15 protein-coding genes are annotated in these 16,197 nt (G+C 40.9%); 5 read left to right on the plus strand and 10 right to left on the minus strand.

All coding sequences use genetic code 11. From position 1 onward, the window contains the following. Positions 1 to 55 precede the first annotated feature (55 nt). Complete coding sequence (locus tag CDC33_RS26580; RefSeq protein WP_109012715.1) at positions 56 to 1,825, minus strand: pentapeptide repeat-containing protein; 1,770 nt, start codon at positions 1,823 to 1,825, stop codon at positions 56 to 58. Between the two features lie 536 nt (positions 1,826 to 2,361). Here CDC33_RS26580 and CDC33_RS26585 point away from each other — a divergent pair. Together CDC33_RS26585 and CDC33_RS26590 are read left to right on the plus strand one after the other, a co-directional pair. Next, complete coding sequence (locus CDC33_RS26585) at positions 2,362 to 5,379, plus strand: zinc-dependent metalloprotease (protein WP_109011467.1); 3,018 nt, start codon at positions 2,362 to 2,364, stop codon at positions 5,377 to 5,379. Positions 5,380 to 5,593: 214 nt separating this feature from the next. After that, on the plus strand, positions 5,594 to 5,782 hold the full coding sequence (locus tag CDC33_RS26590) for a hypothetical protein (protein ID WP_109011468.1): 189 nt from the start codon (positions 5,594 to 5,596) through the stop codon (positions 5,780 to 5,782). Here CDC33_RS26590 and CDC33_RS26595 read toward each other — a convergent pair. The 3 genes from CDC33_RS26595 to CDC33_RS26610 form a co-directional block, all read right to left on the minus strand. Then, a complete protein-coding gene (locus CDC33_RS26595) occupies positions 5,779 to 6,036 on the minus strand; it encodes a ParE family toxin-like protein (protein WP_109011469.1) in 258 nt (85 codons plus the stop codon). The genes CDC33_RS26590 and CDC33_RS26595 overlap by 4 nt on opposite strands. Further along, positions 6,033 to 6,239 carry a hypothetical protein gene (locus CDC33_RS26600; RefSeq protein WP_199327014.1) on the minus strand — a complete coding sequence of 69 codons (207 nt, stop codon included), beginning with the start codon at positions 6,237 to 6,239 and terminating at the stop codon, positions 6,033 to 6,035. The genes CDC33_RS26595 and CDC33_RS26600 overlap by 4 nt, the downstream gene beginning before the upstream one ends. 653 nt (positions 6,240 to 6,892) lie before the next feature. Continuing rightward, the gene (locus CDC33_RS26610) at positions 6,893 to 7,627 is read right to left on the minus strand and encodes a DUF1995 family protein (protein WP_109011471.1); all 735 of its coding nucleotides are present in this window, start codon (positions 7,625 to 7,627) and stop codon (positions 6,893 to 6,895) included. Between the two features lie 428 nt (positions 7,628 to 8,055). Here CDC33_RS26610 and CDC33_RS26615 point away from each other — a divergent pair, with 428 nt between their 5' ends. Then, on the plus strand, positions 8,056 to 8,730 hold the full coding sequence (locus CDC33_RS26615) for a DUF1294 domain-containing protein (protein WP_109011472.1): 675 nt from the start codon (positions 8,056 to 8,058) through the stop codon (positions 8,728 to 8,730). 144 nt (positions 8,731 to 8,874) lie between these two features. Here the strand turns inward: CDC33_RS26615 and CDC33_RS39110 are convergent, their stop codons facing one another. The 5 genes from CDC33_RS39110 to CDC33_RS26635 all read right to left on the minus strand — a co-directional run bounded on the left by CDC33_RS39110 (position 8,875) and on the right by CDC33_RS26635 (position 11,586). Then, the gene (locus tag CDC33_RS39110; protein WP_181374137.1) at positions 8,875 to 9,051 is read right to left on the minus strand and encodes a hypothetical protein; all 177 of its coding nucleotides are present in this window, start codon (positions 9,049 to 9,051) and stop codon (positions 8,875 to 8,877) included. Between the two features lie 283 nt (positions 9,052 to 9,334). After that, positions 9,335 to 9,736, minus strand: coding sequence for a type II toxin-antitoxin system tRNA(fMet)-specific endonuclease VapC (vapC, locus tag CDC33_RS26620; RefSeq protein WP_109011473.1), 402 nt, complete (start codon positions 9,734 to 9,736; stop codon positions 9,335 to 9,337). Then, a complete protein-coding gene (locus CDC33_RS26625) occupies positions 9,737 to 9,964 on the minus strand; it encodes an antitoxin (protein WP_109011474.1) in 228 nt (75 codons plus the stop codon). A gap of 122 nt (positions 9,965 to 10,086) precedes the next feature. After that, the gene (locus CDC33_RS41725; RefSeq protein WP_109011475.1) at positions 10,087 to 10,302 is read right to left on the minus strand and encodes a cold shock domain-containing protein; all 216 of its coding nucleotides are present in this window, start codon (positions 10,300 to 10,302) and stop codon (positions 10,087 to 10,089) included. Positions 10,303 to 10,416: 114 nt separating this feature from the next. Further along, positions 10,417 to 11,586 (minus strand): cysteine desulfurase family protein, encoded by a 1,170-nt coding sequence (locus CDC33_RS26635; protein WP_109011476.1) that lies wholly within the window; start codon positions 11,584 to 11,586, stop codon positions 10,417 to 10,419. Positions 11,587 to 11,800: 214 nt separating this feature from the next. Between CDC33_RS26635 and CDC33_RS26640 the strand changes: the two genes are divergently transcribed. Continuing rightward, entirely contained in the window at positions 11,801 to 13,432 is a 1,632-nt protein-coding gene (locus tag CDC33_RS26640; RefSeq protein ID WP_109011477.1) for a DUF655 domain-containing protein, read from the plus strand. Positions 13,433 to 13,509: 77 nt separating this feature from the next. On the opposite strand, the gene CDC33_RS26645 is transcribed toward CDC33_RS26640, so the two are convergent. After that, the gene (locus tag CDC33_RS26645) at positions 13,510 to 14,595 is read right to left on the minus strand and encodes a glycosyltransferase family 4 protein (protein WP_109011478.1); all 1,086 of its coding nucleotides are present in this window, start codon (positions 14,593 to 14,595) and stop codon (positions 13,510 to 13,512) included. Positions 14,596 to 15,197: 602 nt separating this feature from the next. On the opposite strand from CDC33_RS26645, the gene CDC33_RS26650 reads away from it, so the two are divergent. Next, the gene (locus tag CDC33_RS26650) at positions 15,198 to 16,007 is read left to right on the plus strand and encodes an ABC transporter permease (RefSeq protein WP_181374138.1); all 810 of its coding nucleotides are present in this window, start codon (positions 15,198 to 15,200) and stop codon (positions 16,005 to 16,007) included. The last annotated feature ends 190 nt before the right edge of the window (positions 16,008 to 16,197 follow it).

A 16,197-nucleotide genomic window follows, 5' to 3' on the forward strand; every position in this document is an offset into this window, starting at 1 on the left:
CTCGGAAGTTTGTGTTCAAAGCTTGGGTTTTACCTTCCCCCTCATCCCCCTCATCTCAATTCAATCCCAGTTCTTCCTTCAACGCCTCCGGCACATTAACTGCTGTCTCTAATCCCCGCACACCTTCCCACTGCTGCTTTTTACCCCAGGTCATTTTTTCCATATTGGCATCGCTAAGGTCAGCACCACCGAGAATGGCGTAACTTAGGTTACTGTGGCTGAGATCCGCACCATTGAGGATAGCACCACTGAGGTTACTGCCACTGAGGTTAGCACTGTTAAGGTTGGCATAGCTGAAGTCTGTACCGAACAAGATAGCGTCGGTGAGGTCGGCACCACTGAGGTCGGCTTCGCTAAGAATCACCCCACTGAGGTCGGCTTCATTGAGGATTACCCGACTCAGGTCTACACCACTGAGGTCTGCGCCTAAGAACATTGCACCATTGAGTCTGGCGTCGTTAAGCTTGGCACCGTTAAGTTTGGCATAGCTGAGGTCAGCAGCGATGAGGATGGCATCACTAAGGTTGGTACTAAAAAGAATTGTGTCACTAAGGTTAGTACCGTTAAGGATAGCGTGACTCAAATCAGCACCACTGAGGTCGGCACGACAGAGGTCAGCATGGTTAAGGTTGGCGCTGCGGAGGTTGGCTTCACTCAGATTCGCACCGAAAAGGATAGCGTTACTTAGGTCGGCATGGCTAAAGTTAGTGCTGCTGAGGTCGGCGCGGTTGAGGTCGGCGCGATTGAGGTCGGCGCGGTTGAGGTTAGTACTGCTAAGGTCGGCGCGGTTGAGGTTGGCACAACTAAGGTTTGCACAACTAAGGTTTGCACCACTAAGGTTGGTACTACTGAGGTCGGCACCAGTGAGGTTTGCACCGCTTAGGTTTGCACCACTCAGGTTGGCATCGCCGAGGTTAGCACCGCTTAGGTTGGCACCACTGAAGTTTACGCCAGTTAAGTTGGCATCTCCAAGATAAGCAAGGCTTAGGTCAGCACCCCTAAAGTCTGCCCCAGTCAGGTTGGCATCGCCCAGGTAAGCACCCTTAAAGTTGCCGCCTCTGAGAAATTGCCCGACTATACTGCTAAAATTGCCAATTTCCAGGGCATCGCTATAGTTGATAATCCGTAATAGTTGGGATGTGAAAAAATTGTCTGTGTCTGGTTGAGCAGATGGATAGAAGATAATTTTTTGTTTGAGTTGATCTCGCTCTTGGGCGTAGCGGTGTAACTCTAACAGTAAAATTAGTACGTTTAGCCCTGTATATATGTCTACCTGTCTTAGCCCGATCGCAATATTTTGCGCCGCTAGCTTTAACATTGTTTTCTGAGGTAGGTTATCATCTGGTGTCCCATCGATAAATTCTCCCTGACACCAGCGATGATAAAAATCTTCTAGCCGCCAAAAAAGCAGTTCTGGGCGAATTTTTTGACCAGTAACAACCGATTCCATTAGTTGGTTGACTATTTCTGGTTTTAACGCTCCATTGCCCAGTAAATCATAAATTTCTTTATGCATCTGGCGATCGCACACTCTAAAGCAGAATCCACAAGGTAGTGTGTCTGATGCCCCATCGCCGACCTTATCAGTCAAACCGCTCTTTAGTATTGTCCATTTTTCTAAGCTTTCTTGCAGTCTTTGAGACCATAAATCTTCCTGTAAATTATCTTGAGCAAATTTAATGCTTTTATAAGGTTCTTTAATACTTTTTCCTAGAGGTAACACTGCTTCGGTTTTTACAGATGTGGTCTTTGGCATCTCTTCTAACCTTATATCCCTCACATAATTTCTCAGCAGTTGCCAAACTTGAGATAAATATGTTGACATTTCTGTGTCCGTTGTTACATTTAAATTACTGTTTTGAGAATTTTGAATTAAAAATTTCTTTATGCTAGTTTGCTTGCCATTGCCAAAAATTAATAGTATCAATAAATACTACACGAAAAATCTCATGGGTTGGCGATATCTCCGATGGGTTACACCAACTTCGTGGTGTTCGTAGACGGCGGCTTCTCGCTAACCCGTAGTAACCTCAAGCTTCTTCTCCTGATGAAATAAAGTGTCATCAGAAAAATTCTTTCAAAAATCAAGTAATTTTCAGCCTTTGGCTAATTTGCTATACTTTTTTCCCACAATATTTACTAGTTTGATGTAAAAATAATACTTACTGTTTGTGAGAGTTGCAATTGTTAGGAAAAATCCTACTGTACCACAGCATGAACATTGCGGAAAAATGGCAACTAAAATTGAAGTCTAACTCTACTGCTTGATCTAAAGCATCTAAGAGAATTGACAAAAAGCAGGCTACATAACTTTGCAAAAGTTAAAAATTAACTACGAAATAACTATCGGGGATACAGGGGATGAAGAACAGATTAACTTTTTATATGATTTTGTTACATGGTTTGTTTTTAGGAATAGCAACGGCTAACGCTAAGTCACCGTTTGTTAACATTGATAAATTATCAGTTAACGATAAGGCTGTGACGGTTGTAAAAGCCGTAGTTCCAGCTAAAAGTGGAGAGAAATCCAATAGTCAGTTAACAACAGAAATTTCTTCAACTAAAACCTCAGCATTATCGCTAAATAACATCAATATTCCTCAGGAAAAGAGGCTACCGTCACGGCAAGTTTGGGTGGTTAATCAGAATAAACATGCACAGCCTCAACCATTTATTTGGGTAGTAAAAGACCTTAAAAAAGCAGGACAGCAACCATTCTTGCAAGTTGCAAAACCCGCAGAAAAGCCTAAACCTAGCAAAACACCAACAAAAGATGATTTAGAGCCATTTGATGAAGTCATCAAAGATACCCAAAAGTCAGGGGGATTGTTTACCTTATATCGTAATAAAGAAAAGAATAAAATTTATTTAGAAATTAAGCCAGAACAACTCAATAAAAATTACCTAGCTACAGCAACCCTGGAATCGGGTATTGGCGAACGGGGTATTTATAGTGGTATGCCTCTGCAAGATTTTTTGTTTTATTTCCAACGGGTAGATGATAAATTAAACTTTGTGATCCGCAATGTTAATTTTCGCACTCGTGAGGGAGATCCCCAGGTGCGATCGCTAACCCGGTCTTTTAGTGATTCTGTTCTCTACAGCATTTCCCTTAAAAGCATTCATCCACAACGCAAAACTCTTCTTATCGACTTAGGAGATTTGCTACTGACAGATTTAGGTGGATTATCTGCAAGTTTAGGAGTTCCAGCAACCACAGACCAATCTTATTTTGGTACTGCTAAAGCTTTTCCCCAAAACTTAGAAATTGAGTCAGTTTTAAATTTTTCTGGTGACGGTAAGGGTGAGAGTGAAGTAGCAAGCTTTGCGTCACTAGCTGACAACCGTGGTTATACCTTGCGCGTCCACTATAGTCTCTCCCAACTACCTGATAAAGATTATCGCCCGCGCCTTGCTGACGATCGCATCGGTTATTTCATCACCGCCTACCAAGATTTATCCAAAGATGATCGCGGCGATTCTTTTGTCCGCTACATCAATCGCTGGGATTTGGAAAAACAAGACCCGAAAGCAGCAATTTCTCCACCCAAAAAACCGATTGTCTTTTGGATTGATAACGCTGTGCCTTTAGAGTACCGCGATGCTATCAAAGAAGGCGTTTTAATGTGGAACAAAGCCTTTCTCAATGCTGGATTCAAGGATGCAATTGAAGTCCGCCAAATGCCGGATGATGCTACATGGGACCCAGCAGATATTCGTTACAACACGATTCGCTGGATCAACACAGTCGATGGTTATTTTGCAATGGGGCCATCTCGCGTTAACCCATTGACTGGGGAAATTTTGGATGCAGATATTCTCGTAGATGCTAGCTTTGTGCGGGCACTTAAAAGTGAGTATCGCAAAATTGTCCAACCTAGCCAAACAGAAAATCGCAGTACTTTATCAGCTTTGATGCAAAATCGTCTACTTTGCGCCAATGGTTTAGATGCAAAAAACAAGGGTGTGCCACAGCAGGTAAAAGGGCAACAGGGGTTGTTGAGTAGTTTATCAAAAATGGCAGGCGAGTACGATTTATGCTACGGAATGGAAGCTGCTAACCAGTTTGCCTTTGGTTCACTGGCGATGTCACTGCTACCAGATACTATGGCCACTCCAGACCAAGTGAAAGAATATATCAATCAATATTTACGTTTAATCATCGCTCACGAAGTTGGACATACTCTTGGTTTACGCCATAATTTCCGTGGTAGTACACTATTACCACCCGACGAGATGAATAATACGGAAATTACCAAAACCAAAGGTCTGACAACTTCGGTGATGGATTATATTCCGCCCAATATTGCCCCTCAAGGAACAAAGCAGGGAGATTATTTTCCCAGTATGGTGGGGCCTTATGATGAGTGGGCGATTAAATATGGCTACGTACCAATTCAAACATCAACTCCTATAGCAGAAAAGCCAATTTTGTCAGAAATTGCTGCCCAATCCTATAAGCCAGAGTTGAGTTATTCCACAGATGAAGATGTGTATGACCTTGACCCAACTGCTGATGCTTGGGATAATAGCGGTAATGTCCTGCTTTATTCCCAGTGGCAATTGAATAATTCGCGGGTGATGTGGGAACGTCTTGATAAGCGTTACCCAATGGCTGGTGATAGTTACAGCGATGTGAGCGAACGTTTTAGCACAGTGTTGGGTAACTATTTTCAGCAAATATATTACACCACAAAATACATTGGCGGACAGTCTTTTTATCGCATCCACCCTAGTGAGATACCTTCTGGGAACGCCTCTGAAGTCGGCAAAGGCCGATTACCATTTGAATCGGTACCAGTTGAAGAACAACGACAAGCTTTAGAAACACTGCAAAAATATTTATTTGCAGAAGATGCCTTGAGCTTTTCACCCGAATTATTGAATAAATTAGCACCTTCTCGTTGGCGACATTGGGGTAGTACTCCGCAAGTTGGTCGTTTAGATTTTCCAATTCATGACTTGGTGCTGTTCATGCAAGGTTCTGTGTTGCGAGATTTGCTCTCAGGCGATCGCCTCTCTCGCCTCAAGGATATTGAACTGAAAACGAAGCCAGAAAATGCACTGACTCTGCCGGAACTATTTGATACTTTGCAATCAGGTATCTGGACAGAAGTAATCAAACCAAAAGGTAAACCAATGAAGATTGCTAGTTTGCGCCGAGGCTTGCAACGGCAATACCTGGATATTTTGACTGGTATGGTGTTGCGAAAAGAATATGTCCCAGAAGATGCCCGAACTCTGGCGTGGTATAAACTCAAACAACTAGATGAGAAACTCAAGGGGGTTAATTCAGATGATGAATATACCAAAGCGCACTTATTAGAGACGCGCGATCGCATCGAGAAAGTATTAAATGCGCCGTTGCAAGGGAATTAAAAAAGTTAGGAGTTAGGAGTTAATAATCAAATTTCTAACTTTTATTCCTGCTCATTTTGGCTAAATATGTTTAGAATCCCCATACAGGCTGAGAAAAAAGTTGATACCAGCAGTTAGATAGTTAAGTACTGAGGGCATCATAATAAATAGTTAAACTGCAAGCAAGAGGTTTTTTGTACAGATTATGCTGTGGGATAAAGGCAGGAAAAAGCTAATGACATTACAAAACTTGCAAAAACAGGCGCTACAATTATCGACTAGCGTAGGCGCAGCCCGCCGCAGGCATCGCTGGCAATTAGTCCAAACCTTGCTGGAATCCTTACAGCAGGAAACCCGCCCATTACAAAATAAAGGTAACTTATCCCGATTGCGGGGGATTGCAAAAAGACCACTGGCTACCTAATACTCCAACAGTTTGTCATATTTTGCGTGTGACCCAATCCAAAACCACACAAAATCATCATCCTGCTCCACAGCTAGCGCACGATAGTGTAAACCCACTCGTACTGACCAAAAACGTCCTACTTTCTTAAAATGCAGTGATGGATAGCGAGGGTCTTGCTTTAGTAACTCGTAGCATCGATCTGCAAATTCTTGAACATCACTTGGCAACTGTCGATAGCAATACCAAAAATTTGGGCTTGCTCGGTGTCTCACAGTTCAGTACAATGTCCTGCTCTCAAATCTTGCAACGCTTTCTCAGCCAGAGCATCAAGCCGACCCGCAGCTACATCTGCCTCAAGCTGTTGATCCCATACAGCCGCATCGAATTCTGCAAACCAGACGCGGAAAGCAGCAAGCTCCTCCGGTGAAAGTTGACTGACAGCACACTCAATATCATGTAGGGTACTTATATTCATGAACATCAAGCTCTTTACTCAACTAGTTCAAATATATAGGATTACTATTTGATTTTTGAACGAAATTAAGTATTGTAGAGTGTGTTAGAACGGAGTTCGTAACGCACTATGAACACGAGTTTGATGCGTTACGCTGTCGCTAACACATCCTACGTATATTTTCAAAAATCAAACCGGATTCCTATACAACTACTACTACTAAATAAACTCATCCATCCTAGCCAAGCAAATGCTCCGATTCATAAAGTATTTATATGTTTAGTATAGAGCATGAGTTAGAGCTTAAAAATCCTTCCAGATACTTATAATAGTGTGAAGTGAGCCAAGAATTATTGAGCCTACAAAGAGAACACTACCCGGAATGAACAACCACGATGACAAATTAGGACTGAACCATAACAGCATAGATCCTAAAAATAGGAATAACATACCAATAGTCAATGATGTCATAACTATCTTACCTAATAAATTCATTGCTAATGCTGACCTAAGAAGAAGTTGCTTGTTTTGTTGAAGAAAGGATATAAAGCTTAAATCGTAATCATCTAAAAACTTTCTATATAATATTAGTCTAAACAGTTCATTATTTTGTAGCTTTCGCATAAAAAAAGGTAGCAGATAATAAAATTTACCTCTGCTACCTCTGCTTTTTCTTAACTACTCAACGCCTTTAAGAACCGTTGCAAACTCTTAAACACACTGGGCTTTCTTGCAGGTGTCGCATCTGTTGTTGTTTGCGGTTGTCCTTTTAAAAGGATGAGATCCAACTCATCACCCGATGGTTTCGTGGGTAATTCGGCAATTCTTTGATATTCGTCGTTGGTTTCCAGCCAAACTTCCCACTGTCCTGGATAGCAGCGATACACGGCGGTTTCATCGTCTACAGGGCGGAGGTAATAAGCAGATTCAATGGTACTGATAAAGCGATCGCGGACTTTTCTAGCTGTATAACCAATGCCCACAGTTCCAGCATCTTCTAGGCGGGGATTTAATAAGACTAAAGGGCGATCGCCTATTACTTCACATAACTTTTCCAACTGCGGTACTTCTACAGAAGTGGGGGCGATAAATAAGAAAATTTCATCCTCTGGCTGAATTTTTGTCTGCAAAGAAGCAGCCCTTCCCGTACCAATATCCAAAATTTGAAATGGTGCATCACCCCAATCACGTCGGGCTAAAGCCGCAGCACCAGCGTCAGCAAAGAAAATCTTCAAACGGGAATCATATTCTGTAAACAGTGGCAGAAATTGTTCGGCTACCGGCATAAACTTGAGTTCTGGGAACAAGAACTCAACTTGTATGCGAGTACAGCCATCTGCAAGGGCAGCTTGAACGGCTACACGAGATTGGGCGATCGCATCTTCAAGACTATTGGGAAGTTCACTCATAGTTTATTATGTGGTTTTAGCATTACTCCCATTGTTCCAGTATTAGCTCTGATTGAGTAGACAGGCGATGACGATCAGCCTCAGGATATAAAGGCTCAGTGGGCATTGGTTTTTGCGTAGGCGTAACCCGTCGTAGACATCGCTCTGATTATGATATCCGCTTGATTACTTAATTAAACTCAGAGAACCCCACCCCGCCAAAGCTATACTTTGTCTCCCCTCCGCGCAAGCGAGAAAGGGTTGGGAGTGGGATTCTTTGTTGACTTACGAGAGTGTCAATCTAGCTGAGATACTTTTTACGGTAGCAAATCTGACATCGTGTGCAAACACTAACTTGAAGGTTATCTATGGACAGCTTCAGGATTAATGTTGTCTGTTGGTATTGATATGGGAATCTTAATAATAAAGTATTAATATCAGCGTCTTTTATGAAACCTGTTTTGCGTAAAGGTCAACTAACAACATGGAAAGATGACAAGGGCTTTGGCTTTATCCGCTCCAGTGATGGCAATCAAGACGTTTTTCTTCATATCACTGCACTCAAAGAAACAAATCATCGTCCCCAAGTTGGTGATGTGATTTGCTATCAGCTAACGGTTGATAAAAATGGAAGAGTTCATGCTTGCAACGCCTTTATTGAGGGAGTTGTATCCAAACCTATACTGAAAACCTCACCTTCTTCAATAGAGAAAGTAACATTTAAACCTATAGCAAAATATTCTTTAATATTTGAGGTGTTGCTTTTATCATTATTACCAGGTTTAGGAGCAATAAATTTTGCATTAACGACTTTCAACCCAATCCCTCTGATTCTCTATCCTGTAATGAGTTTTATTACTTTTGTACAGTATGCAGATGATAAATATCGTGCAAAGCAGGGGCGTTGGAGAATATCAGAAAAGAGATTACATTTATGTGAATTTATGGGTGGATGGTTGGGGGCATTTATCGCCCAACGAAGATTACGCCACAAAAGTAGCAAGGTTTCATACCAAGTTGTATTTTGGGTAATAGTAGCTATTCACATTGTATTTTGGTTGGATTGGCTTTTCTTTGGGAAACAACTGGTGAGTTTATTTCTTAGCAGTGTTTTTAGAGGATAGCAAAGAACCCTTGCAAAAAAACTGCTGAGTCGAGATTCTCTGACTGCTTGCTCATTTTTTGAAGAAGTGCGATCGCATAGAAGATACGCTCAAAATTTTACCTGTTGGTAAAATACTCGTTTAAGACTTTCAGCGATGCGCCGATCAGATATAACCTAGATATTTTGATACGCGATACCCAAGCCAAATCCCTACAAGGCCACCAATGACGCTGAAAAAGATTGAGGTGAATGATAGCACAGTTCCACCCCACAACGCAGGGATGTAGCTACCAATCGTAGAGCCAACGAACATCCCAATTCCAATGATGAATTTATTCATTCAAAAAAAGCCTCAAAAGTAATAAAAATAAGTCATGCTTGAACTCCTTTATGACTCAAAATATTGCCTTTTGGGAAAAGATTTATTTAACCCTTTTGGCGGCGTTACTAATTAGGTGTATGAATCTTATTGTAGAGACGCAAAATCATTGTGGTAAAAGTGTAAACGCCACCGACACTTGCCTTTCCCGTTAGGAGACGCCGCACGTAGCTTGGCTTTTGAGTAAAGGTACAACTGGGGAAACCCCAGCAACGCAATGTCATGACACATAGCCTATTCAGAACTACTCAACCCAGTTTTCTAATAGGAGCGTAAGAATACGAGAAAACTCTCGCACATTATTGGTGACGAGGGTAACTCCTAAACTCAGCGCATGAGAAGCAATCAGCATATCCATTGCACCAATCATAAGTCCTCTCTTTTCTAGATTGCTTCTGATACTGCCGTAAATTGTCGCAGATGCTTGATTGAATTCGACAATTTCTAGAGGTAGCAGAAATTGCAGCAGGGCGGTGCGGTTTTTCTGTTGCTGTTGGCTTTTGGCGACTCCATATTCGAGTTCGGCAACGGTGATGGAGGAGATACCAACATCAGAAATATTAAGGGTTTGAAATTTATCCAGTACTTTTTGGGGTTTTCGCTTGATGAGGTAAATACAGATGTTCGTATCAAGCAGGTATCGCATTTAAAAACTTTCTCTAGTGTCAATAACTGGCTGATCTCTAGTAGTCATGAAGTCATCAGAAAAATTGTCTAGACTATCAATGAGGGATTCCCAAGGGTTATCTTTGGCAATCAGGACAATGGCGTTACCAATTTTTTTGATATAAACTTCAGTCCCAGTAAGTTGAAAGTCTTCGGGTAAAATAACGATTTGGTGAGTGCCATCAGTGGTGAGTTTAGCAGTGTTCATGGTAGTGTTTAAGGATTATTAATACAGAAACCAAAACATGGGTTATGTTGCTGATATTGAATATCTACAGGATAGGTAGGATCGCTATGATTAAAGCAGCATTCAATGATATCGGAATCTTTTTATTCACTTAAATTAAGTAAGTGCAAATTGCTTGCTCTATATCCGTTACCATATATTCTTAATTCAAACTTTACTAGTGTTCCTTCTTTTAAATCAGATTCTGAACAATATATTTCTGTTCTATGCACCCATATATCACCTTTTCCCTGACATTCTACAAATCCATAATCATTTATTTGACCTGTTTGATTGTTGAAACCACCAAACCATTTAATTTTGCCAACTTCTTTAAATTACTTCACCACCCCAATTTCTCTCATCGCGCACCGGTGTTTAGCTAGTTTATACAGCTAGTATTCCCACAGGTATGCGATGATGTCACATTTGATTTAACGTTTAACTAAAGATAAATCCGGTGCTAGCCTTTGCAAAACTTGCTTCAATACCATAACTGTCCAATCTATATCAGCTTCAGTCGTATCACGCCCCAACGTGATGCGAATTCCCCCCAAGGCAGCTTTTTCTGAATAACCCATCGCTAACAATATCGGACTAGGGCTAAGTTTACCACTGTGACAGGCAGCACCAGCACTGATGCCGATGCCAGCAAGGTTCAGCTGTCGTACCAAGGTTTTACCGCTAAGTTTTTCCCCATCGGCGTATTCTAAGCACATACTGATATGGTGAGGTAAACGATCGCAGCTATCCCCTGTAGCAATTAAACCAGGAATTTCAGCTAGTTGGGCAAAGGCGCGATCGCGTAACTCAATTAACCGTGGTGTTTCTGTAGCCAATTCTTCGGCTGCTAATTCTGCTGCTACACCAAACCCTGCTATTATCGGTACTGCTTGCGTACCAGAACGCAGTCCCATTTCTTGTCCACCACCACCCAGTAAGGGCATCAATTCCACACCAGGACGCAGATATAGCGCCCCTACACCTTGCGGCCCATATATTTTATGGCTGGAAAGGCTAAGTAAGTCTACGGGTAGTTGTTGCACATCTATGGGTAAGCGTCCCGCAGCTTGGACTGCATCGGTATGGAACAAAGCACCATGCGATCGCACAATCTTACTTAGTTCTGCGATCGGTTGCACAGTTCCAACTTCACTTTGACCGTAAATGATAGAAACTAAAACTGTGTTATGTCGCAACGCCGCCTTTAAATCTAGGGGATTAACTCTACCTTTAACATCTACAGACAAGCGCGTAACTTCCCAACCCCACATTTCTAGCAACTTTACTGTTTCAGAAATTGCGGAATGCTCCACGCTAGAGATAATTATATGTTGAGGAACAGCATACAACCGAGCTACACCCATAATCGCCAGATTATTTGCTTCGGTACCACCAGAAGTAAAGATTATTGATGCTGGATCGACAGCGTTAATTAATCCAGCAACTTGGACTCTGGCTTGTTCCACAACCGTTGCAGCCCTTTGCCCCCACTCATGTAAGCTGGAAGGATTGCCCCACTGTTCGGTGAGGACTGTTTGCATAACTGCGATCGCTTCTTTTCGAGTGGGAGTAGTGGCGCTGTAATCTAGATAAATTTGCATATAACCGATAATGGTGAGAACACACGTTGGTAGTAGGCTGCTGATTTTGTCAGCGTATACAGTTTGAGTGGACAAATCCTGAAAAAATCTCTGTAATGCCTCTAACAGTGGATTTTTCCTTTTACTTGGAAAGTTATTTTTCTACTTAATTCAGAAGAGAAAATTTTGGGAATGATAAATATGTCCACTCCCAATCCACTTTTAACAGATTACAGTGCAACTTATCTCTAAACGAAGATATTTTTTATATATCTTTTTACTGATATTTCCCCTTGCTGCTTGTCAACGAGTCCAGTCTTTCAATCAGCGTCTACAACCTTTACCACAAGATCCGTTAGTTCAAGTTTACTTTAACCATTCGGAGTCTTCAGAATACAAAGAATCTTACCGCCAGCAAACTCGCCTTGGGGATGATTTAGAAAAACAGATTGTCGATGTTATTACACAAGCTAAGTCTACAGTAGATGTGGCGGTGCAAGAATTACGTTTACCCAAAGTTGCCCAAGCACTGGCTGATAGACAAAAAGCCGGGGTAAAAGTTAGGATAATTTTAGAAAATACCTATAGCCGACCTTGGAGCAGCTTAACATCTGCTGAAGTAGGTAAGTTAGATAAAAGAGAACAGGAACGTTACAACGAATTTCGAAAATTTATCGATATTAACCAAGATAATCAACTCAGTCCAGCAGAAATAAATCAAAGAGATGCTTTGATAGTTTTGCAAAATGCCAAAATTCCCTGGATAGATGATCAAGCGGATGGTTCAGCAGGTAGCAGTTTGATGCACCACAAATTTGTGATTGTGGATAATCGCATTGTAATTATTACTTCAGCCAATTTTACTTTAAGCGATACCTCTGGTGATTTTACAAATTCTAGCAGTTTAGGTAATGCCAATAACTTATTGCAGATTGACAGCGCAGAATTAGCATCTTTATTTACACAAGAGTTTAATGTCATGTGGGGAGATGGCCCAGGAGGTAAGCCGGATAGTCAATTTGGTTTGCAAAAACCGATGCGTTTACCTAAACAAATAACTTTAGGTGACACCAAAATTACTGTGCAGTTTTCGCCTACTTCTCCAACTCAACCCTGGAGTAACAGTAGTAATGGTTTAATTGGCAAAACTTTAGATTCAGCAACCAAATCTGTTGATATGGCGTTATTTGTGTTTTCTGATCAGCTTCTTGCCAATATCTTAGAAAAACGTCATCAACAAAGTGTGCAAATTCGCGCTTTAATTGAACCACAATTTGCCTATCGTCCCTATAGTGAGGCATTGGATATGATGGGGATTGCTCTCAGTAACAAATGTAAATATGAAATTGATAACCATCCTTGGCAAAATCCAATTACAACCGTAGGTGTACCTGTGTTACCCAAAGGCGATTTATTACATCATAAATTTGGTGTTATTGATAATCAAACAGTAATAACAGGTTCTCATAATTGGTCGGATGCTGCCAATAATGGTAATGATGAGACGCTTGTAGTGATTGAAAGTCCCATAGTTGCTGCCCATTATGTGCGCGAATTTGCTCGTCTTTATGCCAAAGTTAAACCCGGCTTACCACCAGGAATTCAAGAAAAAATTAAAGTAGAACAAACACAGTGTCCACAGATAAAAAGTTCTTCATCAAGTGAACTACAAGCAATTAAAAAAATAAATATTAACACTGCAAGTTTAGAAGAATTAAGAACTCTTCCTGGTGTGGGTAAGAAGTTAGCACAACGAATAATTATTAGCCGTCACCAGCAAAAATTTACATCTTTACAAGACTTGGAAAGAGTTCCAGGAGTGAGTGCTAGAACTGTACAAAAATGGAGCGATAGCTTGATTTGGTAGGGACGCACAGATGTGCGTCCCTACATGATTTGTATTCTATTTAGTTAAAAACATGTAATATTACACAAATACGATATTTAAGTGCGATCGCTACCTAAACTAATCAAACTGCGGAAACGCCCATTCTGAGAAAATCGTTTTGCTATTATTTGTTGATAAACCGCCTCATAGCCATCAGTCATTTGCTCAACGCTGAAACAGTCTTGGACATACTGGCGACAGGCGTAGCGGTCTAACTCGCTTACTCGATCAAGGGCACTGATGCATTCTTGAATATTATTGCAGAGGAAACCCGTCTTGCCGTGAGAAATTACCTCTTCAGTAGAACCCAATTTCATCGCAATCACTGGCGTACCCGAAGCCATTGACTCCACCATCACCAATCCAAAGGGTTCTCGCCAAGTGATGGGGAATAGAGTTGCAACAGCACCTCCCATAAGGGCATTTTTTTGAGCATGGTTAGCTTCACCCAAATACTCAATTTGCTTCCCGTCAATGTGCGGTTTGATTTTCTTCTCAAAGTATTCCCCATCAATGGCATCAATCTTACCTGCCATTTTCAAACGCCAACCACCAAATTTTGCAATTTCTATTGCTAAGTGTACTCCCTTCTCAGGAGACATCCGACCTAAAAAGGCTAAGTAGGGCGGATCTTCTGGTTTGGCGTGAAAATTATAACTGCTGACATCAATTCCGTTGTAGACCGTTGCTAGATAGTTCAATCCTAACCTTGGTTCTCGTTGTGAATTGGAAATACTAACGTAGGGTTGTTTTTTCCCAAAACTAAACATCTTTTCGTTTTCAGGCGTAAAAGTACCGTGCAACGTGTGAACTGTTGGGGTTGTAACGAGATTCGTGTAGGACAGTGCCCCACATCCCACATGGGAGTGAATAATATCAAATTCTTCTGCACGTTCATAAACCGAAGCTAGATTCAGCATTTCGTAAACGCTGTAATCTTTAATAGTGCTATCGTGTCTTAGGGCACGGGGATGAACTGACACTAGTTTTGCCAGACTGATAGAATCGCCTGATGCAAATAAAGTTACTTCGTGTCCGCGTCGAACTAATTCATCGGTCAGTAACCCCACTACTAACTCTGTACCACCATAAGCTGGAGGTGGAACTCTCTCCCACAGTGGGGCTACTTGAGCTATTCGCATCACAAACCTCCTAACAAATAAAACTTGAATTAAAAGTTTTTCTTTCTGTTGTTCTAGTGCTTGTAATTAATTCACTTTGCATCCGAAAGGAATTTTAGATACCAAGCTTTTTAAAACTTCTCTCAAAATCTTATGCCCTTATTTCTATATCCTTCGTCTATCTTTGTACGGAAATTACCCTCTACTAAAGAGGTAAATACATTTTAATTTATTGATTTTTGGTGATTTGGTAAAATTCTAAGTACAGATTTTTTTATAAATATAAATTTTCTAAAATTGTCAAATTCTAGGTTAAATGGTGATAATTAACGAAAATAGTCTACTATTGCCTGTCAATTATCTGATTTTAAAACGTTATTTAAAGCATGAATTGCATAGGCAGTTTTTAGACGGCTTTCCGTACTCTAAAGAATAACCCGTAGCCACCCAAAGGAAACATTTTCGTAAAGTAGGTATTTTGAAATAAGAAGCGGTGAAGTTGTATTAAGAATTCTATCTAAGCTTTTAACAGCAGACAAAAGGGAGAAAAAAGAGTTAATTTATTGACTTATTACATTAAATATGATATTTTGTATTGCTATCAATAAAAATCAAATATAAACGTGAATATCTCTCCTCCTCTCAAAAAACCGCGTGTCTCATGGCAGGCGGTTTTCTCACTGCTGATGTTTGTGTTCATGTACCTACCCATACTGGTACTTAGCTTTTATAGCTTTAATCAGTCACCTTACAGTGCAACTTGGCAAGGATTCACTCTCGATTGGTATGGCAAGTTATTCAGTGACGATCGCATTTTATCAGCTTTGCAAAATAGTATGATAGTTGCTGGCTTTGCAGTAGGAATTTCAGCAGTACTGGGAACCTTGATGGCGGTTGGGTTGGCGCGTTACGAATTTCCTGGTAAAAAATTGTATCAGGGTGTTGCTTACCTACCATTGATTATTCCTGATATTGCGATCGCAGTAGCAACCTTAGTATGTCTAGCAGCCTTTGCCATACCTTTGAGTTTGTGGACAATAGTTGCAGCCCATATCGTGTTTTGTCTGGCTTACGTCGGACTTGTGGTTGGTTCACGACTGAGCAATTTAGATCCTCACTTAGAAGAAGCAGCACTAGATTTAGGCGCTACACCAACGCAAGCTTTTATTAAAGTATTATTACCTCAATTAATGCCTGGTATTGTAGCTGGTTGTCTCTTGGCCTTTGTTCTCAGTTTAGATGACTTTCTCATTGCCAGTTTTACTGCTGGTAGCGGTTATAACACCCTGCCAATGGAAATTTTTAGTCGGATTAGAACCGGAGTCAAACCTGATATTAACGCATTGAGTGTGATGTTGATTACAGTATCTGCGATCGCTGCTCTTGTAGCTGAATTAATTCGCATTTCTGGAGAGAATAAAAATTTCAAATAATCAAATTAATCTTAACTATTTTGCCTCGTTAATGGCATCAACTGACATCGCAGTTTCTAAGGCTTGGAGTACCGTACCTGATTTCATCTCAGTACACCTCAGTAATAACCCTCAGTCTATCTAGTTTTTGTCTTAACCAAACTGTAGTGAGAGTTAAGGGTCAAGAATTTAGTATTTATAACAATTGCTT

Origin of the sequence: Nostoc commune NIES-4072, from assembly GCF_003113895.1 — a bacterium.
Taxonomy (GTDB): Bacteria; Cyanobacteriota; Cyanobacteriia; order Cyanobacteriales; family Nostocaceae; genus Nostoc; species Nostoc commune.